At 43.7% G+C, this 23,608-nt stretch carries 17 protein-coding genes; 5 read left to right on the top strand and 12 right to left on the bottom strand.

The features are described from left to right. Nucleotides 1-102 precede the first annotated feature (102 nt). Nucleotides 103-1,290 (bottom strand): mannonate dehydratase, encoded by a 1,188-nt coding sequence (gene uxuA / locus NAF19_RS21920; protein WP_252792483.1) that lies wholly within the window; start codon nucleotides 1,288-1,290, stop codon nucleotides 103-105. Nucleotides 1,291-1,404: 114 nt separating this feature from the next. On the opposite strand from uxuA, the gene NAF19_RS21915 reads away from it, so the two are divergent. Both NAF19_RS21915 and NAF19_RS21910 read left to right on the top strand, forming a co-directional pair. Continuing rightward, nucleotides 1,405-1,989: a Crp/Fnr family transcriptional regulator gene (locus tag NAF19_RS21915; protein WP_252792482.1), complete on the top strand. Its 585-nt coding sequence runs from the start codon at nucleotides 1,405-1,407 to the stop codon at nucleotides 1,987-1,989. Nucleotides 1,990-2,055: 66 nt separating this feature from the next. Continuing rightward, on the top strand, nucleotides 2,056-2,700 hold the full coding sequence (locus NAF19_RS21910; RefSeq protein ID WP_252792481.1) for a hypothetical protein: 645 nt from the start codon (nucleotides 2,056-2,058) through the stop codon (nucleotides 2,698-2,700). A gap of 75 nt (nucleotides 2,701-2,775) precedes the next feature. Here the strand turns inward: NAF19_RS21910 and NAF19_RS21905 are convergent, their stop codons facing one another. The 4 genes from NAF19_RS21905 to NAF19_RS21890 all read right to left on the bottom strand — a co-directional run bounded on the left by NAF19_RS21905 (nucleotide 2,776) and on the right by NAF19_RS21890 (nucleotide 9,393). Continuing rightward, a complete protein-coding gene (locus NAF19_RS21905; RefSeq protein ID WP_252792480.1) occupies nucleotides 2,776-4,488 on the bottom strand; it encodes a sodium:solute symporter family transporter in 1,713 nt (570 codons plus the stop codon). Between the two features lie 301 nt (nucleotides 4,489-4,789). Beyond that, nucleotides 4,790-6,475: a sodium:solute symporter family transporter gene (locus NAF19_RS21900; RefSeq protein ID WP_370362911.1), complete on the bottom strand. Its 1,686-nt coding sequence runs from the start codon at nucleotides 6,473-6,475 to the stop codon at nucleotides 4,790-4,792. A 50-nt stretch (nucleotides 6,476-6,525) separates the two neighbouring features. Continuing rightward, nucleotides 6,526-7,854 (bottom strand): xylose isomerase, encoded by a 1,329-nt coding sequence (gene xylA / locus NAF19_RS21895; protein ID WP_252792478.1) that lies wholly within the window; start codon nucleotides 7,852-7,854, stop codon nucleotides 6,526-6,528. Nucleotides 7,855-7,914: 60 nt separating this feature from the next. Next, nucleotides 7,915-9,393 carry a xylulokinase gene (locus NAF19_RS21890; RefSeq protein ID WP_252792477.1) on the bottom strand — a complete coding sequence of 493 codons (1,479 nt, stop codon included), beginning with the start codon at nucleotides 9,391-9,393 and terminating at the stop codon, nucleotides 7,915-7,917. Between the two features lie 119 nt (nucleotides 9,394-9,512). Here NAF19_RS21890 and NAF19_RS21885 point away from each other — a divergent pair, with 119 nt between their 5' ends. Beyond that, complete coding sequence (locus NAF19_RS21885; RefSeq protein ID WP_252792476.1) at nucleotides 9,513-10,544, top strand: LacI family DNA-binding transcriptional regulator; 1,032 nt, start codon at nucleotides 9,513-9,515, stop codon at nucleotides 10,542-10,544. A gap of 59 nt (nucleotides 10,545-10,603) precedes the next feature. Here the strand turns inward: NAF19_RS21885 and NAF19_RS21880 are convergent, their stop codons facing one another. From NAF19_RS21880 to NAF19_RS21870, 3 genes are all read right to left on the bottom strand, one after another. Then, complete coding sequence (locus NAF19_RS21880) at nucleotides 10,604-11,101, bottom strand: FKBP-type peptidyl-prolyl cis-trans isomerase (protein WP_252792475.1); 498 nt, start codon at nucleotides 11,099-11,101, stop codon at nucleotides 10,604-10,606. 123 nt (nucleotides 11,102-11,224) lie between these two features. Next, nucleotides 11,225-13,231, bottom strand: a complete 2,007-nt coding sequence (locus tag NAF19_RS21875; protein WP_252792474.1) for a thioredoxin domain-containing protein — start codon at nucleotides 13,229-13,231, stop codon at nucleotides 11,225-11,227. 178 nt (nucleotides 13,232-13,409) lie between these two features. Then, nucleotides 13,410-13,574 (bottom strand): DUF2683 family protein, encoded by a 165-nt coding sequence (locus NAF19_RS21870; protein WP_252792473.1) that lies wholly within the window; start codon nucleotides 13,572-13,574, stop codon nucleotides 13,410-13,412. A gap of 208 nt (nucleotides 13,575-13,782) precedes the next feature. On the opposite strand from NAF19_RS21870, the gene NAF19_RS21865 reads away from it, so the two are divergent. Further along, nucleotides 13,783-15,750 (top strand): M1 family metallopeptidase, encoded by a 1,968-nt coding sequence (locus NAF19_RS21865; RefSeq protein ID WP_252792472.1) that lies wholly within the window; start codon nucleotides 13,783-13,785, stop codon nucleotides 15,748-15,750. A 916-nt stretch (nucleotides 15,751-16,666) separates the two neighbouring features. Here NAF19_RS21865 and NAF19_RS21860 read toward each other — a convergent pair. From NAF19_RS21860 to NAF19_RS21850, 3 genes are all read right to left on the bottom strand, one after another. After that, nucleotides 16,667-17,344, bottom strand: a complete 678-nt coding sequence (locus NAF19_RS21860; RefSeq protein WP_252792471.1) for a hypothetical protein — start codon at nucleotides 17,342-17,344, stop codon at nucleotides 16,667-16,669. 558 nt (nucleotides 17,345-17,902) lie between these two features. Next, complete coding sequence (locus NAF19_RS21855) at nucleotides 17,903-18,649, bottom strand: RloB family protein (protein WP_252792470.1); 747 nt, start codon at nucleotides 18,647-18,649, stop codon at nucleotides 17,903-17,905. Beyond that, on the bottom strand, nucleotides 18,642-19,982 hold the full coding sequence (locus NAF19_RS21850; protein WP_252792469.1) for an AAA family ATPase: 1,341 nt from the start codon (nucleotides 19,980-19,982) through the stop codon (nucleotides 18,642-18,644). The genes NAF19_RS21855 and NAF19_RS21850 overlap by 8 nt, the downstream gene beginning before the upstream one ends. Before the next feature lie 474 nt (nucleotides 19,983-20,456). Between NAF19_RS21850 and NAF19_RS21845 the strand changes: the two genes are divergently transcribed. Continuing rightward, a complete protein-coding gene (locus tag NAF19_RS21845; RefSeq protein ID WP_252792468.1) occupies nucleotides 20,457-22,052 on the top strand; it encodes a P-loop NTPase fold protein in 1,596 nt (531 codons plus the stop codon). A 199-nt stretch (nucleotides 22,053-22,251) separates the two neighbouring features. On the opposite strand, the gene NAF19_RS21840 is transcribed toward NAF19_RS21845, so the two are convergent. Continuing rightward, entirely contained in the window at nucleotides 22,252-23,274 is a 1,023-nt protein-coding gene (locus tag NAF19_RS21840; RefSeq protein WP_252792467.1) for an LLM class flavin-dependent oxidoreductase, read from the bottom strand. Nucleotides 23,275-23,608 lie beyond the last annotated feature (334 nt).

Raw genomic sequence — 23,608 nt, 5'->3', positions numbered from 1 at the left:
CGTTGGCTGTGTCCCCACAGCCAATCGTTATAAAAGCGGCAAGTTGCGGGGCAACCTATCAGCGGGAGACGCGAAGCATCGCGTCTCTACATTAATTCATTCTTAAAGGCTTCTTTTTATCCCCATTTCCAATCCCCTCAATTCTGCCAATCCCTTTAACCTACCAATTGCAGAGTAGCCTGGGAAGGTATTATACCTGAAATCGTCCAGTAATTTATGTCCGTGGTCGGGGCGCATGGGGATGGCTACGTCGTCCCTGCCTGTGTCGGCACGACGCTTTTGTTCGAGTATTATATTTTTCATCACGGCGTACATATCGCTGCTACCACCCAGGTGGTTGGCTTCATGAAAGCTGCCACCAGCTTCGCGCTGCACATTGCGCAGGTGCAAAAAATGAAAGTGTTGACCCAGCCTGTTTACAATTCCCGGCAAATCATTATCTTCCCTTGCCCCTAACGAGCCAGTGCAAAATGTTAACCCGTTGCTGGTTGACGGTGCCGCATTCACCACAAATTCCAAATCTTGTTCGGTTGATATTATCCTTGGCAGTCCGAATATCGGGAACGGCGGATCGTCAGGATGTATACACATTTTAATTCCCAATTTTTCGGCTTCGGGTATTATTGCCCGTAAAAAATAGGCCAGGTTTTGCTTCAGTGCAGCGGCATCAATATCCTTATACCGTTCAAGGTGCTCCCTGAATTGGTCTATCGTTAAAACATCATGAGTCCCGGGCAAACCGGCCATTACATTTTTAGTCAAAGTTTTTTTGGCGTCGCCATCAAGGCTATCTAAATATAGTTTAGCTTCATTTTGCTGGTCGAAATTAAATTCATCGAAAGCTCCCGGCCGTTCCAAAATATACAAATCGAAAGCGGCGAGTGCCGGGGCGAAAAAACGCAGGGCCGACGCACCATTTGGCAAACGGTAATCAATATCGGTGCGGGTCCAGTCAAGCACAGGCATAAAATTGTAGCAAACGGTTTTTATATTTGCTTTGTACAGGTTTGTAAGGGTTTCAATGTACTTTTTAATATAAGCATCGCGTTCCTTCGCCCCTGTTCTTATGCTTTCATGAATGTTCACACTCTCCACAACGGACCATGTGAGCCCCGAAGCCTGGATAATATTTTTGCGAGTTTCTATCTCGTCCAAACTCCACACCTCGCCGGTTGGTATGTGGTGCAGTGCATTAACTACGCCGGTGGCGCCCGTTTGGGTAATTGTAGCTAAAGTAACCGGATCCGCAGGGCCATACCAGCGAAAAGTTTGTTCTAAATTGCTGAACATAGTAGTGATGTATTTTTTGCGATAAAAATAGGATTATCTTCCTTTTGGGTTAGCTATTTATCCAATTTTCGTAAAATAAAATTTACTTTAGCAGCAACCGTCAGCTCAATTATAATGATACAAACCGAATCGAATACCCGGACAGTCATCGCCGAAGCATTGCGACGTATTCATCCATTTTCGGCCGGGCATAGCGAATTGATTATCAATTCAACAAAAATAAGGGCGCTAAAGAAAAACGAAACCCTTTTGGTCTCCGGGCAGGTTTGCGTTTTTATAGCGATTGTTGTAACTGGCAGCCTGCGCTTATATCACCTTACTGACGAGAAAGATTTAACCTTGAATTTTTTTACCGAAATGGACTTTGCGGCCGATAATGAAAGTTTTATAGGTCAAAAACCGTCGACAAATGTAATTGAGGCCCTCGAAGATTCACTGGTAGCGATACTTAACATCCACCAATTGCATAACTTAATCCAGCGCGACCCATCCTTTTTTGCGCTTGGCAGGGCAATGGAAAACTGGACAAAATCCACAGCGTTCACATCGCATATCAACACACCGCAACTGCGCTACGAAAAACTAATTGAGCTTAAGCCCGATTGGGTACTTCGTTTTTCGCAAATACACCTTGCTTCATACCTCGGCATGGCGCCCGAAACCTTTAGCCGCATGAAACGGAAAAGTTTGTTTTCTTGACCGTGGTCAAGTGCCTTTTTGTTTGCACCGGCCTACCTTCATGGCCAACAAAAAACAAAAAAGCACATGAAAAATCAAACCTATTACTACAGCGGCACGGCGCTTATTACCGGCGCAGCAATAATGACCATTACGATGGTAATGCACCCAACAGGGGGAAGTCTTGAACATCTCAGGCACATTTCAACTATGATTATTGTTACGCACGCTCTTGCCATTCTTTCTATCCCATTGACCTTGTTTGGCTTTTGGGGATTGACTAAAAAGTTATCTGCGGATAGCCCCTGGTCGATGGGGGCTTTTATTACAATGTGTGTCGGGTTATTTGCCGTTTTATTAGCGGCGGCAGTTAACGGCCTGGCGCTGCCACTTTTTATAAAGCATTACCAGGAGACCACGCCCGAAATGACCAATTCATTAACGTTGCTGTTAACCTATAACAGTGCACTTAACCACGCGTTCGACTATATTTTTATTGGCGGGATATGTATTGCCATTTCATTATGGTCGGTGGTTATTATTAAAAACGGCGATTTTCCAAAGTGGGTTGGCTATTTTGGTTTGTTCACTTGCATTCTGGTTCTCGCCGGGTTTATCGCAGGGTTCATTTTTGTGGATTTAACGGGCTTCAGGGTATTTATTGCAGGGCTTGTGGTGTGGATGGTGATTGTAGGAGTGTTATTGAAACGGGTGGAACAGCGGGCTATTTAACCACCTGGAATTAAAAAACGGCAAAAATAAAGCGATGAGCATTACGCCCATCGCTTTTTTCAAAACATTAAATTTTTACCAGAATCTCACGTAGAGCAATGATATAACAAGCAATGTAATTACAATCATTGCTAACACGCCCGGCGATACTTTAAACATCGATTTATCAAGCACAAAAGATTTAGGATTAACTTTCGGTCCGCCGAGGCTGATTAAAATCATTACTATCATCGTAAACATAAATGCCAGCCCCATACAAATGTGGAACGGAATTTCGTAAACACCGGCCGCGTTTTTGTAGGCGGTGTATAAAAATGTTTCGTGACCGAACCAGGCTGGAGCCAATTCATTAAATAAAATCGACAGCGCAAAGCCTGTGATAACACCAACCACAGCAGCCGCACCGGTAGTACGCTTCCAAAACATACCTAAAATAAACATGGCAAATACACCCGGACTAATAAAACCGGTATACTTTTGGATAAAGGTAAAACCGCCTGCTCCGCCAATACCCAATGTATCGCTCCAGGTAAAAATTATAGAGATGATAAGGGCAACAAGGATAGTTATACGGCCAATGATAACCATGTTTTTTTCTCCCGCATCTTTTTTGATATACTTTTTATATACATCTAAAGTAAAAATGGTCGAAATACTATTGGCTTTACCTGCCAGCGATGCTACTATTGCCGCAGTTAATGCGGCAAGCGACAAACCAATCAAGCCGTTTGGCAGATAGCCTAATATAGCCGAATAAGCATTGTCAGATACTGGCAGGCCATTTTTGCTGCCTACAAGCATTTCCGCCTGAACCAGGCCTTTTTGATGCAATACATATGCTGCAATGCCCGGAAGCATCACGATTAGTGGCATCAACAGTTTTAAAAATCCAGCGAATAATATTCCCTTACGCGCTGTTTGTAAATCGGCGCCGAGTGCACGTTGGGTGATGTATTGATTACAGCCCCAATAGTTAAGATTGATGATCCAGATACCGGCAACGTACGAGAGCAGGCCTGGAATGGTTAAATAATTATCAACCTCGTGTTGCCCCGTTGCAGCTGTAGGTTTGGTAAATATCATGTGGAAATGGTCGGGTGCGCTTTTGATTAGCTGATTGAAGCCCGCTAACGCATCTTCGCCAAAGCCAAAAGCTTTACTCACCACTGTTAGTGCAATATAGGTGGTGGCCAAACCACCAATAATAAGCACGCTTACCTGTATAACATCTGTAAAACCGATAACTTTCATACCGCCAAGGGTGATAAATACTGCGAACAGTGAAAGCAGGATAATGATGAGGTGAAATTGGTCAACACTACCACCCAGCAGGTTGTTAATAGCTAAAGCTCCCAAATACAAAATTGAGGTCAGGTTAACAAACACGTATAGGAACAACCAAAAGATGGCCATTATGAGCGCCACCGTTTCATTATACCTTGTTTTCAAAAACTGCGGCATGGTAAATATCTTATTTTTAAGATACACCGGGATAAACCATACGGCAACAATAATCAAAGCAATCGCTGCAATCCATTCGTATGCAGCTACGGCGATACCTATACTATAGCCCTGACCGCTCATGCCTATAAATTGTTCGGCGGAAATATTTGAGGCTATGAGCGAAGCGCCGATTGCCCACCAGGTTAGGGAGCCTTCGGCTAAAAAGAAATCATGGGTAGCAGAAACTGCTTTCTTTTTTTTGCGATAAATGTAGATGCCATATCCCGACACCACAATAAAGTAGAAGATAAAAATTAAATAATCAATCTGCGTAAACTTGCTCATATTATTGGTTTAATTGGTTGCTTTTTTTGTGTTACCTGGTAAGGTATTCCCAGCTGTTTACCGGGTTACAAGTTAATAGTTTTAAATTAGTTTTCACTCCCCGTTGACCGTGTTCCCACAGGCAAGCATTTATAATAGAAAACGACCTGGCTACCGAAGTTTATGGGAGCCCGCTTTGGTAATTCACAAAACACGCGCTATCCTTGCCTTCTCCGTGCCTCTGAGGTTATAAAAACTGATAGTTCAAAAAAATAGCGATGAGCACCATACTCATCGCTATTTTTATAAAGTTGTTTGCCTTCTACCAGAAAAATGTGTACAAAAATGTAAGGATAACAGCAACAACTATTGCGCCGATTGCGAAGCTCCTGTTTGTTTTGAACATATTCACGTCTACTTCCAGGCCGTTTGTCCGCAGGCCCTTCGCATTTTCAATCATTGATATAATATACATACCTACCATACATATCACAAAAACGAAGCCCATCCTATCCATAAAAGGAATTTCGTAAACGCCGTCGCCATTCAGTTTTGAAAAGCCAAATGGCTGCAAGAAGGAAAGATTAGTCCAGTAAGGCAGGAACTTAAACACTATAGCGAACGCTAAGCCGCCTATGGTTGCAAATAATGCCGCGTTTGAAGTTGCTTTTTTCCAGAAGAAACCTAAAATAAACATGGCAAATATACCCGGCGAAACAAAGCCTGTGTATTCCTGTATATACTGGAAGCCTTGTTTTCCTTCGCCCATCAACATGTCTCCAATTACAAACGATAGCAAAACGCCTAATACCATTGACACTACTACAGCTATTTTACCTACGTTAACCATGTTTTTCTCCGAGGCATTTTTATTTATTGCCTTTTTATAGATGTCCAACGTAAATATAGTAGCGATACTATTGGCTTTGCCGGCTAAAGACGCCACAATAGCCGCCGTTAGCGCCGCAAATGAGAGCCCTTTCATGTAGTTCGGCAATAAATTAAGTATCGATGGATAAGCTTTGTTAACATCTAAAACACCTTTTGAACTTAACATTTCCTGGTGAAACATCCCTTTCTGATAAAGCACATAAGCTGCTATACCCGGCAGTACCACAATCACAGGCATCAACAACTTTAGGAAAGCTGCAAAAAGAATACCTGCCCGGGCTGTTTTCAAGTCGGCACCAAGCGCCCGCTGGGTAATATATTGGTTACAACCCCAGTAATTTAAGTTAGTAATCCACATACCACCTATAAGTACCGAAAGGCCCGGCAAATCGAGGTAATTTGCATTGTTCTTATGGAATATCATCTGGAAGTGGTCGGCGGCATCTGCACGCAGCAATTTAAACCCATTCCAAAGGCCGGTTGTGCCGGATTTTTCGCTTATCAGGTGAAGCGCTATATAAGTAGCTGCCAGCCCCCCTAATACAAGGAAAAACACTTGTATAACGTCGGTATAGCCGATAACCTTCATGCCGCCCAGGGTGATAATGATTGAAAAAACGGCTAGTAAAGTAATAACCAGTTTCAAATCTAATCCTGAAATGCCTGCTATTGCCACCCCGCCCAAATAAATTATCGACATAAGGTTAACAACGATATACAGCATTAACCAGAATATAGCCATGATCATGGCCACTGTACCGTTATACCGCTGGTGTAGAAACTGCGGCATGGTGGCTATTTTATTTTTAAGGTAAACCGGTATAAAGAATACAGCCACGATAACCAATGTAGCAGCGGCCATCCACTCGTAAGTACTAATGGCCAGCCCCATCTTAAAACCTGAACCACTCATCCCCACCATTTGTTCGGCCGAGATATTAGAAGCAATTAACGAGGCGCCTATTGCCCACCAGGTTAAAGAACCTTCGGCCAAAAAATAACCTTTAGAGGTACCATCACTTTTGTTTTTACGCTTGTATACCCAAAAGCCGTAGAGGGATACTATTACAAAATAGACAAGGAATACAGCATAATCGCCATAAGAAAGGGTTTTCAGGTTCATTAGTTATTGTATTTGGTTTTTAATGTTGGTTTGACAATTATAAACTATATATATCGATTTATCAAATTTTCGATATATTCTTGTTTGCCGCTTGTTGTTTTAGGGTCGCCGTTTTCAACAGCATAGGCGCGTAAGTCTTCCAATGATAACTTTCCTTCTTCAAATTCTTTGCCTTTGCCAGTATCAAAAGATGCATAACGATCTTTTCTCAGTTTAAGATAATCTGATTTTTGGAGAATATTATCGGCAGTAATTAATGCCCTGGCAAAAACATCCATGCCACCAACGTGGGCATAAAATAAGTCAGCCGGGTCGGTTGAGTTACGGCGTATTTTTGCGTCGAAGTTTATGCCGCCACCCTGGAAACCACCTGCTTCAAGTATAATCATCATTATTTCAGTAACCTCGTTGATGTCGTTCGGGAACTGGTCGGTATCCCAGCCGTTCTGGCTGTCGCCGCGGTTGGCATCAATCGAGCCAAGCAAACCTGAATCGGCAGCTACCTGCAATTCATGCTGGAAAGTATGACCGGCCAATGTAGCGTGGTTAACTTCAAGGTTCAGTTTAAAATCGTTCAGCAAATCGTATTTCTGTAAAAAACCAAAAACGGTTGCTGCGTCATAGTCATACTGGTGCTTGGTTGGCTCACATGGTTTTGGCTCGATAAAGAATGTGCCTTTAAAGCCTTGTTTGCGGGCATAATCTTTTGCCGTATGTAAAAATTTAGCGAGGTGTTCCTGCTCGCGTTTCATGTCGGTGTTCAATAAGGTCATATAGCCTTCACGCCCACCCCAGAACACATAATTTTCGCCGCCGAGTGCTATGGTAGCGTCAAGTGCAGCTTTTACCTGTGCAGCAGCGTGGCTCAGTACATGGAAATCGGGATTGGTGGCGGCGCCATTCATATACCTGCGGTTACTGAACAGGTTTGAAGTGCCCCAAAGCAACTTTACACCACTGGCGGCTTGTTTCTGTTTGGCATAATCAACCATGGCCTGCAGGCGTCGGTCGTTTTCGTTTACATCGTTGCCGTAGTCAACCACGTCAACATCATGAAAACAGTAGTAGTTCATGCCCATTTTGGTGATAAACTCAAACGCGGCATCCATTTTATCTTTCGCGCGTTCAACTGCATCGCTTTTTACGCCCCAGGGGAACAGGTGGGTAGGTTCGCCAAACGGGTCGGCGCCATTGCCGCAGAACGAATGCCAGTACGCACACGCAAATCGCAGATGGTCTTTCATTGGTTTGCCGGCAACTACTTTATTTTCGTCGTACCAACGGAAAGCAAGCGGGTTATCTGACTGCAGCCCTTCAAATTTTATTTGACCTATTTCTTTAAAAAATTCTTTTTCGCCTAAGATTATGCTCATGATTATTGTTTTTTTTGATTACACCGATTGGAGAATGATTTCACCGATTAATTTTAATATTTAGTTTGTTAATTGTTTTTCAATTAATGCTTTCCATTGCTGGTAGGCGGGTTCGAGTTGTTTGCCGGCCGGCTCAACCATTTGTATCGCATGCATATGTTCAAACGCCTGTGCCGGCGACGAGAATATTTGCGCACCTATGCCCGCACCCAGGGCTGCCCCTACGCTGCCATCATTTTTATAGAGCTCGACGGGCACGCCAGTTATGTTTACAAAGCTTTCGGTAAACAGGTCACTTAAAAACAGGTTGTTTTTGCCGGCGCGGATAACAGTAGGGTTCATGCCGTTTTCGCGCATAATATCAAGTCCGTAGCGGAAAGAAAATGCTATTCCTTCCTGCACCGACCGAATTACATGCGCCTGGGTATGGATATTCAAATCGATATTATGAAAATGAGCACCCACCATTTTGTTGTTCAGCATACGCTCGGCCCCGTTCCCAAAGGGTAAAACGGAAAGTCCATCACTCCCGGCCGGTGCTTCGGTTGCTTTAGCATTCATCTGCAGGTAGCTTTCTGTTGCTCCAAAAGTTTGTTTCAGCCAGCGGTACATGCTGCCAACGCCGTTGATACATAACAGTACGCCCAGGCGCTGTTGTTGCGTGGTATAGTTTACGTGAGCAAATGTGTTAACACGCGATTGCTTGTCATACCCCAACTGGTCGGTAACGCCGTATATTACACCCGAGGTGCCTGCTGTCGCAGCGACTTCGCCCGGATTTAATACATTTAGTGAAAGCGCGTTATTAGGCTGGTCGCCGGCTTTATAGGTAACTGGTATACCCGGTTTTAAGTTTAATTTTTGTGCAACGGATGGCTGCAGATTTCCATGCGGAGAAAATACTTCCCTTACTTCGGGGAATAGGGCTTCATCAAACCCATAATAGTTGATGATATCTTTCGAGAGGCTATTCGTTTTAAAATCAAAAAAAACGCCTTCGGAAAGTGCGGATATGGAAGTAGTAACCTCGCCCGTGAGCCTCATGGCAATAAAATCGCCCGGCAGCATGGCTTTATCTATTTTGCCGTAAACCTCCGGCTCATTGGCTTTTACCCAGGCTAGTTTTGATGCGGTAAAATTACCTGGGGAATTAAGCAAATGCGACAGGCATTGCTCCTGCCCTATAGCGTCAAACGCTTTATCGCCAATTTCAACTGCTCGGCTGTCGCACCAAATGATGCTATTGCGCAGCACATTCTGTTCCTTATCAACCAAAACCAAACCATGCATTTGGTAGGCTATGCCTATAGCAGCAATGTCAGCAGAATTATAAGCAACAGCTTTATTACAAAGCTGTATGGCATGCTGTGTGTGCTCCCACCAGGTATCGGGCGACTGCTCTGCCCATCCGGGTTTCAGCGCTATAATAGGCGATTCTTCATCGGGGTATTGAACCGATGCCATCACTTTTTGCGATGCGGCATCGACAACTGAAACTTTTATGGAAGACGTACCTATATCAATACCTAATAATAACATGTGCACAACAAGTAGCCCGGCGAGCGGTGGTTTATAAATTATTTACAGCGACGAATTTAAATTAATTTTTCAATATGCAATCGATTGCAGAAAAATATTTCTGCATATTTACAAAAGTTATGAAGCAGAAGAAACGGGTAACCATTTATGACATAGCTCAAAAGCTTAATGTAACAGCGTCTACGGTCTCCAGAGCGCTTAGCAATAACGGTTATGTAAATGAAGCCACAAGGCTGCTGGTACAAAAAACAGCAGCCGAATTAAACTATAAACGCAATACGCTTGCCTCGAATTTACGGAAGGGCGAAAGCAAAACCATTGGCGTGGTGGTGCCTCGTATTAACCAAAACTTTTTTGCCAATGTAATCGCCGGCATTGAGGATTCGACTTATCAGAAAGGTTATAACCTGGTTATCTGCCAGTCGGACGAGCAATATAAAAAGGAAGTAAAATGTGTTAATACACTAATTAACCAGCATGTTGACTGCATTGTGATTTCGGTTTCTGTAGACAGCCTTAATTACGACCATTTACAAAATGTAATAGACCAGGGCATTCAGCTGATACAGTTTGACCGCGTGGCGGATGAACTGCAGACCTTAAAAGTTATAAATGATAATGAGCAGGCGTCGTTTGAGGCGGTGTGCCATATGCTTGAGCAGGGTTATAAAAAAATAGCTTTACTGGAGGGCCCCCAAAATTTGAACATCTTCCGGCAGCGAAAAAACGGGTATTTAAGGGCCTTGAAAAAATTCGGCGTGCCAGTAAATAGCGCCTACGTGGTAGAAAACGCATGGACCAAAGAATTAGGCGCTGCGGCTACAAAAAAACTCTTAAACCTGCCGGATGCACCCGATGCCATATTTGCATCGACGTCTGATTTTTCTGCCCTCGGCGTATTGGAAGTAGCTAACGGGATGCAAATAAAAGTACCCTCGCAGTTGGGCATTTGCGGTTATTCGAATGAGGCATTTACAGAAATAACAAGCCCGTCAATCACTACAATCGACCAGTTTAGTATGGATATGGGCAGGGCCGTAGCAAATTTATATTTCGATGAGCTTGGTAATACCAATACCAGCGAAATACCCAAAACTATAGATATTAAACCAGCGCTGATTATAAGGGGTTCGACGAGTAGAAAGTCCTGAATCTTAAGCCGTAAGTCAAAACGACTACTGACTTAAGACTCAAGACTTCAGACTAAATATTAGTGTGCGTGATGACCATCGGCACCGTGTGCGTGGCCATGAGATAGTTCTTCTGGAGTTGCAGGGCGAACGTTAAGGATGTTGCCTTTAAAATGCAGCTCCTGCCCCGCCATCGGGTGGTTAAGGTCTACAATTACCGAATCTTCAGCAACTGATACCACCATTCCCTGGAAACGGTTACCATTATTGTCCTGTAAAGGAAGTACGGTACCAATTTCAGGCGTGCCGCTTTCTTTAAACATATCCAGCGGCAAATTTGCAACGGCTTCTTCGTCATATACGCCATAAGCGTCTTCGGCCGATAAACGAAAATCATAAGTATCACCTGTTGAAAGGGCGCTTAAGTTTTCCTCAAATCTTGGCAGCATTTGTCCTGCACCATATAAAAAAGTTAGCGGCTGTTCTTCGGTTGCGCTTTCCTGCAATACTTCCGAGCCATCCTGGTCAACATACAAATCGTAAGTTAATGACACTACGTGTTGGGGGTTAATCTTCATTGTAAATGTGTTTTTGACCGGGATTCAGCAGATTTAACGGATTAAATTCGGATACTTCCGGCTTATTATGATGTTATTTTATTGATTACTTATTTTCTGTGTTTTTAACCAACGCGGCGATTACTAAAACCTGTTAATCCCTGTCAGCGCGTCATTTGTATTAGTTGCAGGCAATCCGCATGTTTTATCTTTACAAATAAATATTTGTGTACCAGCGCCAAACTTATCCTGCAGCAAAGGTAAACTTCCTTTTTTACCACCCAACATAATTTTGTTAGGGATATAATTATTTTCAATTTCTTTTCTCAGGCGCTCAAAATCATCGCCAGCTATGGCAATTTCGTAGGTACCGAACACTTCCTCAATCAGTAGCATTATCCAGTTTGAATAGCTGGAGCCGTATCGCGCCAAATTCGGCACCAGGTTTCGCAGCAATTGTGCCGAAATTTCCTGGTAATTTTCATTATCAAATAACAAGCCAAGTTTCTTCAAATTACGCGCCATTACCGAGTTGGAGGCCGGTATAACCCCATCCATAATTTCCGATTTGCGGGCTATCAACTGCTCGTCATCAGCAGCGGTGAAATAAAATATTCCTTTTTCCGCATCGTAATAATGAGTGATAGCTTTATCCGTAAGGCTTTTTGCATGGCTTAGCCATTGCTCGTCAAAAGTTACTTCATACAAGGCTATAAAGGCATCTATGATATTGGCATAATCGTCGAGAAAAGCAACCTGGTTTATATCACCTGTCTTAAATATTCTTGTTAGTCGCCCATCTTTGGTTATTAAGTTATCCAGGATAAAACCGGCATTATTAAGCGCGATATTAAGGTATTCCGGCTTATCAAAGGCCCGGTAAGCATCGCAAAGGCCTTTTAACATCAGCCCGTTCCATGATGCCAGTATTTTATTATCGAGCCCCGGCCTTATGCGGTAGCTGCGGGCGTTAAATACTTTTTGTTTGTATGATTGTATTTTAGCGAGCAGTTCATCAACCTGTAGGCCTAGCTTTTCAGCCAATTTGGCATCGCTTTCTTTTCGGAACAGGACATTGGAGTTTTCTTCTTCCCAGTTGCCATCGTCGGTTATGTTATAGTAAATGCAAAACAGTTCCGCATCCGCGCTCAATATATCCTCAATCTCGGTCTTTGTAAAAATATAGAATTTGCCCTCCTTGCCTTCACTATCTGCATCAAGCGCAGAATAAAAACCATAATCGGGCGACATCAATTCACGCTGGCAAAATTCAATTATCTCATTAGTAATTTGCGGATAAAGTTCATCCGGCTGCCAGGTATAGGCCTCGGCGTATATGCTGATCAGCTGCGCATTATCATACAGCATTTTTTCAAAATGCGGCACGTGCCAGTGGTCGTCAACCGAGTAACGCGCAAAACCGCCGCCCACATGATCATATATCCCCCCGAAGGCCATTTTGTGAAGAGTTAATTTTACCGCTTCTGCAACACTTTCGTCCTGCATTAAATGGGCGTAACGCATCAGGCACTGCCAGTTATTCGGCATCGGAAATTTTGGCGAAGAGCCGAGACCTCCTTCGGTTTTATCGAAGTATTTTTTCCAGCTGTTGATAATCAACTCTAAATCGCCTTTGGAATATTCTGGCTGCTCTGCTACAAAGGGAACCGATTCATATTGCTGTATTCCTTCGGTTAACCGGGTGGCATATTCTTCAGCCTCTGCGGGTTTGGTTTTGTAGAAATCGGCCAGGTTAAACAACAGGCTTGTCCATTCGTTTTTACGAAAATAGGTACCACCGTAAATTGGCCGCTGATCGGGCAGGCAAATGCAGTTGAGCGGCCATCCTCCCCTCCCGCTCATCAATTGTATAGCGCTCATGTACACCTGGTCAACATCGGGGCGTTCTTCCCTATCTACCTTAATGCAAATAAAGTATTCATTCATCACTGCGGCCACGCTTTCATCCTCAAAGCTTTCGTGCTCCATTACATGGCACCAGTGGCAGGCCGAGTAACCGATGCTCACCAATATCAGCTTGTTTTCGGCTTTGGCTTTTTGCAGGGCTTCGGGTCCCCAGGGGTACCAGTTAACCGGATTGTTGGCATGCTGCAGCAGGTATGGCGATGTGGAGTTAGCAAGATGGTTCATAGCAGATTATTAGCCGGCAAAGTTGCGAATATTAAATGCACATAATTAAATATCAATTGGATTTGATAAAAGTTTTACAAAAATGGAGAAGTCTTGTTTCGAGGCAGCGGGGCCGAATTTAACAACGGAGTGCGCAGAAGAGGCACGGAGAGCGCAGAGACCTATCGAGGTACTCTTATTATTTCCACATATTTTCCACGTCAATCCTGTGCCCCTTTTCACCATCTTCTTTTGCTTTCTCTCCTGCTAATACTTTTGCGACAAATTCAGAATTGTAAGGGCTATTACGCGCGGTGGATAATTCTGCCTTTGTTTTATTATCACGCTTATTATCTTTCTTCATGAAATTTATATCCTATCACAAATATACAAGAATCAAAACTCCGTGCCCTCCGTGCCTTCTCCGTATCTCTGTGGTTAAAAATTCACGCAAATATCTCAAAGCAGGTATCCAGCCCCCAACACCGGCATTGGTGTTATTCGCACATCCCTCCTTTGCCAATTTCATAATTTAATTCGCTAATTTGCGCCGAAAATTATTAAATATTAAAATGCGTTATTTAAAACTTAACTATTTGCTAAGCGGACTGGGCCTTTTGCTTATGGCTGCTTCAGCATCGGCGCAAACCGATACCCCTAAATACAACCACCTCGACGCCTTCGGGCCAATTACCTGGCCGGTTACCGGCGATGGCACCCGCTCGGCAAGTGGCAAGCCCGGTCAGCATTACTGGCAAAACCGCGCCGACTACCTGATAAAGGCATCATTAAACGAAACTCCGCAGGATACCACCATAACCGGCGAGGTCACCATCAGCTACACTAACAACAGCCCGGATGAATTGGACCACCTTTGGTTTCAACTCGACCAAAACCTTTTCAAACCCGATTCGCGCGGCGGCGCAACCACCCCAATAGGCGGCGACCGTTTTGACGTACGCGGCTTTAGCAAGGGCGGTTACCATATCGAGTCGGTAGCCGTTACCTATAAAGGCGACACCTATGCCACCACCCCGGTTATCACAGATGCCCGCATGCAGATAAGATTGAACAAACCCATGGCTGCAAAAGGCGAAAAGATACAGGTAAAAATAAACTACAGCTTCGCTATCCCTTTTTATGGCGCCGACCGCATGGGCCGCAAAAAGTTTAAAGCGGGCTATGTCTACGAAATTGCCGAATGGTACCCGCGCATGTGCGTTTATGACGATGTGGAAGGCTGGAACACCCTGCCTTACATGGGCCTTGGCGAGTTCTATTGCGAATACGGCGACTTTGATTACTACATAACCGCACCCGCAAATATGACAGTTGTAGGCTCGGGCGATCTGCAAAATGTATCGCAGGTGCTGAGCGATGTACAGCAAAAACGGTACGACGAGATGCGCAAGAGCGATAAAACCGTTGCCATTATTACCCCTGACGAAGTTGGACAGGCAGCTACCCATCCTTTCAAAGGCAACCTGACCTGGCACTATAAAATGGAAAACACCCGCGATATTGCCTGGGGTGCATCAACCGCATTTATATGGGATGGCGCTAAGGTTAACCTGCCGTCGGGGCGTAAATGTATTGCCATGAGCGCTTACCCGGCCGAAAGTTCGGGCAGTAACTCTTGGGGCCGTTCTACAGAGTATTTGAAAGCCAGTATGGAGATATACTCGGCTAAGTATTTTGAATACCCATGGAACTCCGCAGTAAACGTATCGGGTGTGGCATTGGGTATGGAATATCCCGGCGCTATTTTCTGCTTGAGCAATCTTAAAAACGGTAACCTTTTTGGTGATGTAACGCACGAGATCGGCCACAACTGGTTCCCGATGATCGTTGGCTCGAACGAGCGTAAATACATGTGGATGGATGAAGGTTTTAACACTTTCATCAACGAATACTCGACCGAGAAATTTAATAACGGCGAATATTTTAACAGCAAAGGCCGCCCTGCCAACGGCATTGTAAAATTTATGACAACAGCAAAAGACCCGTTAATGGTTGCGCCCGAAGCTATGGGGCTTAACGATTATGGTCAGTACTATAACAAAACCGCTGTAGGGCTTGATATTTTGCGCAACGTAGTGCTCGGCGCCGACCGTTTTGACTACGCCTTTAACCAGTACATTAAGCACTGGGCATTTAAACACCCGCTGCCTTACGACTTTTTCCGCGCCATGAACGATGCCTCGGGCGAGGATTTGAACTGGTTTTTTAGACCATGGTTTTTCACCACCGACAAGGTTGACCAGGCTGTTGAAAGCGTAAAATACATAAAAGACAACCCTGCCAATGGCGCACTGATTACTTTGGTAAACAAAGAAAAACTGGCGATGCCTGTCGACTTAAAGGTTACCCAAACCAATGGCAAAACCGAAATTTTGCACCTGCCGGTAAACGTTTGGCAGCGCGAAGGCACATGGACGTTTATCTACCCGTCAACTGCAACCATACAGTCGCTGGAAATCGATCCTGACCACCAGTTGCCTGATGTGGAGCGGAGGAACAATGTTTGGCCGGCTAAGTAAAGTCTGAAGTCGAAAGTCCGAAGTCTTTAGTAAGAGAAAAAGACCTGCTTTGTTGAAAGGCAGGTCTTTTTTTTAGATTTTGCGGCTGGGCTCAAGCGTTCCATTTTTACACGCGGAACACCTGGGAATACTGTGGAACATACTGATTATCAGCGTTATTTAGTTTCTAACTTTCATAATATATTGACAATCAGTATATTAATCGGGGGTTAACAAACGGGGTTAACAGTATAGTCCGCCATCATGGTAAATTTATGGTTTCCAATACATTATAAAATAAAAGGCATTTACACCTGTAAACCCCCACTCAAATTTACAGGGACAACTATGTACAGCGGGGCACGAGTCCACCTCTTTTGCCGGCCCGGATACGCGCCAGAACTGAAATAGCTTACGGCAGCGTGGGGAAATCGCTTTTAAACAGGGGGCTCCGCTGGAGCCTTTTTATACCTTACATTTTGGCTATAAACAGGTAGCTCCGCAGGAGCTGTGAATAATTGCGGCCCGACTCCAGAGGAGTCCCCTGTTTATAGAATTAATGTTCTGGATATTTAGGCTCCAGCGGAGCCTCCTAATAGCCTTTATATTTTAAAAGCGATTTCTCCGCTGCCGCAAGCGTCCTCGCTTGTGGCCCGCTGACAGGTAACTAAGCGACAGGGAGCAAACTATCCCTTCAAATTAATCTTAAAAGTACAAACTTTGGTATTACAAAACAGCCCGCTTTACAATCAAAGCGGGCTACCTAAATGTTGTTAAGAACTCTGGCTACCTATCGGCGGACCACAAGCGAGGACGCTTGCGGTAGCGTTAAAATCACTTGCGGCCGCGTAGCAATAGAAAAGCGCTGCCCCGTTGCCGATGCGCGAGCATTGTCAAATGTTAGGGCATCTCTTTTGCTAGAGCAATGCTACTTATATTATTTGGTTTTGATACCCTTGAAATTGTCCAGCGGGTTTTTATCCAGTAGCGTGGTGTCGAACGTTATGTTGTAATCGTAATTATCTTTAAAGGAATTGTAGATATTGGTAATGAACTTATCTGTTTCCTCCGCTGAAGTTGTTGCTGCCATATTGAGAAAACTAAGGATGTCGAACTGGATACGTTGATAGATTTTTACGCCGTCCATATTCTTTTGCAGGTTTAAACGGTTATTGAGCACATTCGGCAAAAAATAATAGTACGAGGCAAACAGCGTAGTTAAAAGCACCACCGTTTTTATGTTTTCCGATGAATCCTTCCACCCCGATATCGCCAAAACGAACAAAGCTACCGCCAGTAACCCGGTGTAAACAATGGAGCAAATGGTAAAAACATAATAATTTTGATAGTACGAAACTGCCAGGCTGCGGTAATAGGTTTTTAATTTGTGCGCAATTTTGTACTGTTTAATAATGATACCGATTTTTTCATTTGCAACAACACCATCATTCAGCAGTGTTTCCTGTATCTCATCTGCCTCGTTAATCGGTAGTAAAATATTGGGCGCTGCTTTCCTGATAAACTTGAACGAAAGCATGTGAATAATTGCTGCAAAGGCAATGTAAAATACTGCCATTACAATTTGCGGCAAATACTGGATAAGGGCTTCGGACATATTTCAATATCGTTTTCTCAAATTTAAAATTTTTATTGAACCCTGGCTATTAAAGGGTTTAAATAAAAAACTAGATGAGGAAGGCGGGAGCATACGGCTATGTAGCAAGCGGGCTACCAATACGCGGGGCACTGCTCCCGCAAGCGTTTTTCCTTTTCCGCTGCCGCCCCGATTCATCGGGGTGGCCCGCTGGCAGGTAACTAAGCGACAGGTAACAAACTATCCCTTCAAATTAATCTTAAAAGTACAAACTTTTGTATTACAAAACAGCCCGCTTTACAATCAAAGCGGGCTACCTAAATGTTGTTGAGAACGCTGGCTACCTATCAGCGGACCACCCCGATGAATCGGGGCGGTAGCGTTAAAATCACTTGCGGCAGCGTAGGCTTGTGGCGAAAAAAAAACGATTGCGGCGCAGTGTGGGTGTTACCTAAACGCGTGGGCACGAGAACTCCACCTCTTTTGGCCATGGCTGTATTCCCAGAAGGGAGACAAAGTCTCCAGGCATAGTCGTCCGTAGTTTGGAAACTACGGACAGCTAGGCTATTTTTTGCCTGCTCATTTATTCCTTTTCGCTAAGTAGGCTTTAGCGCGTTCAGATGCCCGTATCCTTGCATCCTCAACAGCTATGAGTTTAGGCAACTTCAGGTTAAGAAAATCGTCAAAGTCATTTTCTCCAACAAATGACATCACACTTTTAGCCAGTTCATACATTTTGGTTTCTTTGAATCCAGGCATAAAGTGTCCAGGATGTGTATCTGCATTTTCCGCATTTTTGATAGCCTCCTTAAGGAGTGGCACGTACTTCAGTGCATGATACCCGCCTTTATCAAAAGTGGAGATCTCATGTTTGAAGTCATTGCAGCTAACGGATGCCGATGCTGCGATATCTGCTTTCATATGGAAATATAGCCAAACTTCGAAACACGGGTTACTGATCGCAACATGCCAGTTAGGTTGTTGTTCGCAATATTCCTGAATCCCCCGGAGTTGCTCGTCAGACCAACGGTCTTTATCAAGCACAAACCAAAGTTCGTCTTCAGGAGCCAGCCCTTCTTTTTCGATATAGCGCATCGCACGGTCAAGCACCCAACGCGGAGCTGATTTATGGGTATACAACACAGCCATTTCTTCATCTGTAACAACGTCCTCGATAACATCGACTGCCAGCCTTGGAGATAAATACCGAAACACACCAAAATACTGGGGCTCACGTTTTCCGCCTTCACAGGCAATTGCAAAAAGTTTATAATCGCGTACTAGTTCTTCAGGTACCTCGCGATCGTATCCTCTTTTTTTACGCATAAACCTCCTTCCAGTTCAGATCCCGCAAATTGGCGAGGAAAGGAATCGCTCCAAACCGTCCCTTTAGATAGCCTTTCTGGATATTAAGGTCATATCGTGGTTTAAATACAAGCAACGAATATGCGTTTGAACTGCCAGTTTTCTTGTCTTTTTCAATAAACCATATCTCATCCTGGCGAAATATCTCAAGATCGAGCAAATTGGATTCATGGGTCGTGAAAATAAATTGACCCTGAGTTTTCGTATCTTTCATAATCTTCGTTATCAAAGCTTTAAGCAATACTGGGTGCAGGCTTTGATCGATCTCGTCCACGATGATTACGGCCTGACTATTAAGTATGCTGCTGAATGCCGGGATGAAATCCAACAGGCGTTGTGTACCGTCAGATTCTTCTTCGAGATCGAAATTCACTGATTTACCATCAGGACTGTCGTGGCGCGAAACTACTTTCCGGGCAATGAACTTATCATTTTCCGGTGACACGAGTACTGGACCGACTGAAGATTGAATCAGTGCCACTGACTTTCCGTCCTGTAAGCTTTCCATCAGTTCTTCTTTGTCATCATCCTCCATAGGTGATATGAATTTTTCAAAATCGATCTCTTCTGTGTCCAATTCCCTCACACCAGTATCAAAAGTCTGAAGCAGATCATTTGAAAAGGCTTTAAAACTTTTAGAAGTAGCCAGGCGATGAACCAGGTGCATGAATTTACTGCCCGGGAAAATAATAGATAAATTACCGTTCCATTCTTTCAGTACCTTGATCTCTTTGATCTTTAAATTGTCAGATTTACTGATCAACAATTCATGATGTTTTAGCAGGCTTTCTTCCATCAGCTCAAACAGGTATTTATCCTTTTGAGTTTTCTGATACTTATCAGCGACTTTAATCGTGGTTTTTGAATGTTTGGTCAGTTTACGCTCAAAGATAAGCTTATCTTCTTTTTCTACATCTGTCTCCACCAGCCATTCTTCCTCAATGGTCATGTTATTAAGGGCCAGTCCGTATGAATAGGTTTTTTTATCACGGAAAAATTCCACTTCGAATGTGACAGGCAAATTTTTATTCTTTGGATTGAGTTTGAACTTTTTATCATTGATCGAACGCGTCATACTTCCGCTTTCGATTAGGTTTGAAAAATATTCAATGGCCCTGACCATATTCGATTTACCAGCGCCGTTAGCCCCGTAAATCGCTGCGGCTTTCAAAACATTAATTTTGGGCAAATGATAGACATGCTCTTTATGAGTTTTGAGATTCCCGGCTATCATTTTAAATTCCTGTTCTGTATCGAAGGACAGGAAATTTGATACGATGAAACGAATTAACATAGCGCAAAGGTTTAAAGAGAAATAATTGTGATAAAATTATACATTTTATCACAATTACAAACATCGAGTCACAAATATAGTATGCTTAAGAGAAAATCTCGTTTGAAAAATGTAAAAAAACATCATAACTGTCCGCTGTCCGTAGTTTCCAAACTACGGACGACTATGCCTGGAGACTTGTCTCTCAGCTGTTTCACGTCATTATGGAACTAAAAAATATGCTAAAAGTCATCCAAAGACTACAGTTAAGGAAACCAATAAAGGTTCCAAGTAACAACACAGGCTCCATATTGGAGCCTGTGTTGTTTAGAATAATAATTCTTTATACCCTCTGGATTCTACCACCGTGGCAATAGTGGCCTACTTTCTGCCCGTCCCAGATACCCAAGCCAGATTAGAATGGTACGCATTTAAATAGTTGATATTAAAATCTATACATTTGAAGTCCAATAATATTATAAACCTTTAAATCTTATGCCAATAGCAAAAATACCCATTGTTACCACCAAAAGTTTAGATGAAAGTTTTGACGAACATATTAGGGACGATTTTAACGAACGTATTTTATTTTCCGCGCCGTTTGGTGCTGGTAAATCAACCTTCCTGAAAAACTATTTTAATCTTAACGACGATTTTATTGTGTTGAAATTATTCCCAGTAAATTACTCCATTGCTCAGAATCAGGATGTTTTTGAACTGATCAAATATGATTTACTATACGAATTGTTAAGTAAATATCCCGAAGATATCCAACTTGAGCAGGAGCAATATTCTTGGCTACTAATAAGTCAGATGTTTTTGTTGCATCGAATGAAAATAGACATGCCGCTTAAACTTATATTGAAAGCGGCAGGCGCTCTTACCGGCGCACCAATTCCTGAAAAAGAAACTATCGATGGGATTACAAATGCGATTGGAGAATTTTCAGAGTTTAAAGGCAAAATGAACAAAACGGAATTGGACCAGTTAAACCAATATATCCAATCATTTAAAAATAAAACCGGGCATGTCCATGAGTCCGACGGCATTACCGAACTAATCATTAATATGCTGGGGCGGGTAAAAACCGCCAAAATTGGTAAAGACAAAGAAAGGAAAGTCAGTACCGTGCTGCTAATAGACGACCTTGACAGACTAGACCCAGAACACGTTTTTCGGCTCTTTAATGTATTCTCCGCCCATTACGATGAGGTCACCGAGTCCAATAAATTTGGTTTTGATAAGATCGTCTTTGTTTGTGATGTCAATAATATCCAGCAAATGTTCAGTCACCGATACGGTATAAGTGTGGAGTTTAACGGCTATATTGATAAATTTTATTCATCTGAAATATTTAAGTTTGATATAACGCAATATCTAAAGGAATCATTAAAACCTCTTATTCTATCTAGGTACGATCTGCGTCGATATTTTCCGGGAGAAAACAGCTTGGATAATTCATTTGTCCAGCAATACCGTCTCGATAAATATGACGGTTTCTATGGATTAATAGCCTATGTGTTGAATAGCCTGATCGACCTTCATGAAATTCGTATTAGGAATTTTCAGCGTTTTAAGTTCTTCGCTCTTCCAAATAGCACCTTCACGTATACACACAGACAACAGCATGCAGTTTTTTACCCTTTATTGGTTTTGGTAAATAACTTGGAGCGCTTTTTTTCCAGACCAGCGGATTTAGAGAGGGCATTTAAAACGCTTTCTCAACAATATCCGAGCGATTATGGCATTGTAACGGAGGGTAAACGGGGTGAATATGACGACATGGCGAATGTACTAATACGTTATGCCTTGCCATTCTCATTAAGTCCTAACCAAATTTTGGAGGGTAATTTCGAGCGGGATAAGCAATATACCTTTCAATTTAAAAACGAACACGGGCAAGAACTATTTATTGTTTGCACCATTGGGGAGGAATTTCGTAGAGAATATAAGTGGGTCAATTTTTCACGCTGTACGCTATCAGGGGAACTGATAAACGACCAAAACCAAAATCCGGCTGTAATCAAACCCAATCCATATTGGTTTTTGTATAATGCCTATAAGAACATTAAGGCGAACAAGTTTATTTAATTTCCGCCCCCGCAGGGTCACCTGAAAGGGATCCTGCGCCGCCTGCCAGGTATGCGATAGAAATTTATCCCATGCCAAAAAATTCTGTAAACCGCAACGCAGGATCCTCTTTGAGATAATCCGCTGTTAGTTTCCAAACTACCAACGGCTATGCCCGGAGACGCTGCCTCCCCCCTACCTCAGCGTCATACAACATAATCTACTTCCAACCCAACCCCGGAGCAACATGCTCCAAAATGGCCGACAGCACATGGATATTGTAATCAACGCCCAAAGTGTTCGGGATGGTCAGCAGCAGGGTGTCCGCTTCCTGTATCGCTTCGTCTTCGGCCAGTTCTTTAATAAGTTGATCGGGTTCGGCTGCGTAGCCTCTTCCGAACACCGCCCGCTGGTCAGCTTCGATGTAACCAAAGCTGTCGGTCGCTTTTCCCTGCTGTCCAAAGTAATATCGGTCCTGGTCATTCACCAGCGCAAAAATGGAGCGGCTTACCGAAACCCTTGGTTCGCGCTGGTGCCCGGCTTTTTTCCAGGCGTCTTTATATAGCCTGATCTGTTCAGCCTGCTGGACATGGAAAGGTTTGCCGTTTTCGTCAAATTTCAGGGTCGAGCTTTGCAGGTGCATGCCATTTTCGGCCGCCCAAACCGCAGTTGCGTTAGAGGCCGCCCCCCACCAAATCCGTTCCCGCAATCCATCCGAATGCGGCTCCAGCCGTAACAGGCCCGGCGGGTTCGGAAACATTGGGTTAGGATTAGGCTCGGCAAAGCCTTCCCCGCTTAATTTATCCAAAAATTGCAAAGCTTTTTGCCGGCCCATATCGGCACTATCCCTGCCTTCCTCCGGTTCATAGCCGAAATAACGCCACCCCTCTATCACCTGCTCCGGCGACCCGCGGCTGATGCCCAATTGCAAACGCCCGCCCGATATCAGGTCGGCAGCGCCGGCATCTTCCACCATATATAGGGGGTTTTCATAACGCATATCTATAACACCGGTACCTATCTCTATCTTGCTGGTTTTTGCCCCAATAGCCGAAAGCAAAGGAAATGGCGACGCCAGCTGGCGCGCAAAATGATGCACCCGGAAATAAGCGCCGTCCAAACCAATTTCTTCAGCAGCAACAGCCAGGTCGATAGATTGCAGCAAAGTATCGCCCGCAGTACGGGTTTGATAGCTGGGATGGTCGGCCCAATGCCCGAATGATAAAAATCCTATTTTCTTCATTTTTAGCTGAATTATTTAGCAGCAAATGTAATCATACGTAGGTTTCTCACAGGTCACGGTTTAGTAATAATGAGTCCCGTCCCCGCACGGTCTGCTTCGCCGTTTTCGCCGTTGTTGGTGTTGTCACCAACAACAGGATGACTTTTATTGGACGACAATGCCGGCGGGTCGATCGTTCAGGTAATATGACTGCATACCCATTCTTGTTGGTGACAAGACCATGGGTGTTCGGAAGAAATCGATTATCCCCATAAGTGGATAATTTCGATGTGTTTTTAAGATAAATAGCCGGTTCTTTTGTTGCATGGAAGCCGCGCAGCTACTCGCATTATTA

Source organism: Mucilaginibacter flavidus (assembly GCF_024055575.1).
Classification (GTDB): domain Bacteria; phylum Bacteroidota; class Bacteroidia; order Sphingobacteriales; family Sphingobacteriaceae; genus Mucilaginibacter; species Mucilaginibacter flavidus.
Note: the sequence above shows the minus strand (reverse complement) of the source record. Positions and strands in the feature narration are given on the sequence as shown.

Excerpts from the sequence above, each read along its gene's own strand:
- uxuA (WP_252792483.1), bottom strand. The coding sequence starts at position 1,290 with ATGTTCAGCAATTTAGAACAAACTTTTCGCTGGTATGGCCCTGCGGAT.
- NAF19_RS21915 (WP_252792482.1), top strand. The coding sequence starts at position 1,405 with ATGATACAAACCGAATCGAATACCCGGACAGTCATCGCCGAAGCATTG.
- NAF19_RS21910 (WP_252792481.1), top strand. The coding sequence starts at position 2,056 with ATGAAAAATCAAACCTATTACTACAGCGGCACGGCGCTTATTACCGGC.
- NAF19_RS21905 (WP_252792480.1), bottom strand. The coding sequence starts at position 4,488 with ATGAGCAAGTTTACGCAGATTGATTATTTAATTTTTATCTTCTACTTT.
- xylA (WP_252792478.1), bottom strand. The coding sequence starts at position 7,854 with ATGAGCATAATCTTAGGCGAAAAAGAATTTTTTAAAGAAATAGGTCAA.
- NAF19_RS21890 (WP_252792477.1), bottom strand. The coding sequence starts at position 9,393 with ATGTTATTATTAGGTATTGATATAGGTACGTCTTCCATAAAAGTTTCA.
- NAF19_RS21885 (WP_252792476.1), top strand. The coding sequence starts at position 9,513 with ATGAAGCAGAAGAAACGGGTAACCATTTATGACATAGCTCAAAAGCTT.
- NAF19_RS21880 (WP_252792475.1), bottom strand. The coding sequence starts at position 11,101 with ATGAAGATTAACCCCCAACACGTAGTGTCATTAACTTACGATTTGTAT.
- NAF19_RS21875 (WP_252792474.1), bottom strand. The coding sequence starts at position 13,231 with ATGAACCATCTTGCTAACTCCACATCGCCATACCTGCTGCAGCATGCC.
- NAF19_RS21870 (WP_252792473.1), bottom strand. The coding sequence starts at position 13,574 with ATGAAGAAAGATAATAAGCGTGATAATAAAACAAAGGCAGAATTATCC.
- NAF19_RS21865 (WP_252792472.1), top strand. The coding sequence starts at position 13,783 with ATGCGTTATTTAAAACTTAACTATTTGCTAAGCGGACTGGGCCTTTTG.
- NAF19_RS21860 (WP_252792471.1), bottom strand. The coding sequence starts at position 17,344 with ATGTCCGAAGCCCTTATCCAGTATTTGCCGCAAATTGTAATGGCAGTA.
- NAF19_RS21855 (WP_252792470.1), bottom strand. The coding sequence starts at position 18,649 with ATGCGTAAAAAAAGAGGATACGATCGCGAGGTACCTGAAGAACTAGTA.
- NAF19_RS21850 (WP_252792469.1), bottom strand. The coding sequence starts at position 19,982 with ATGTTAATTCGTTTCATCGTATCAAATTTCCTGTCCTTCGATACAGAA.
- NAF19_RS21845 (WP_252792468.1), top strand. The coding sequence starts at position 20,457 with ATGCCAATAGCAAAAATACCCATTGTTACCACCAAAAGTTTAGATGAA.
- NAF19_RS21840 (WP_252792467.1), bottom strand. The coding sequence starts at position 23,274 with ATGAAGAAAATAGGATTTTTATCATTCGGGCATTGGGCCGACCATCCC.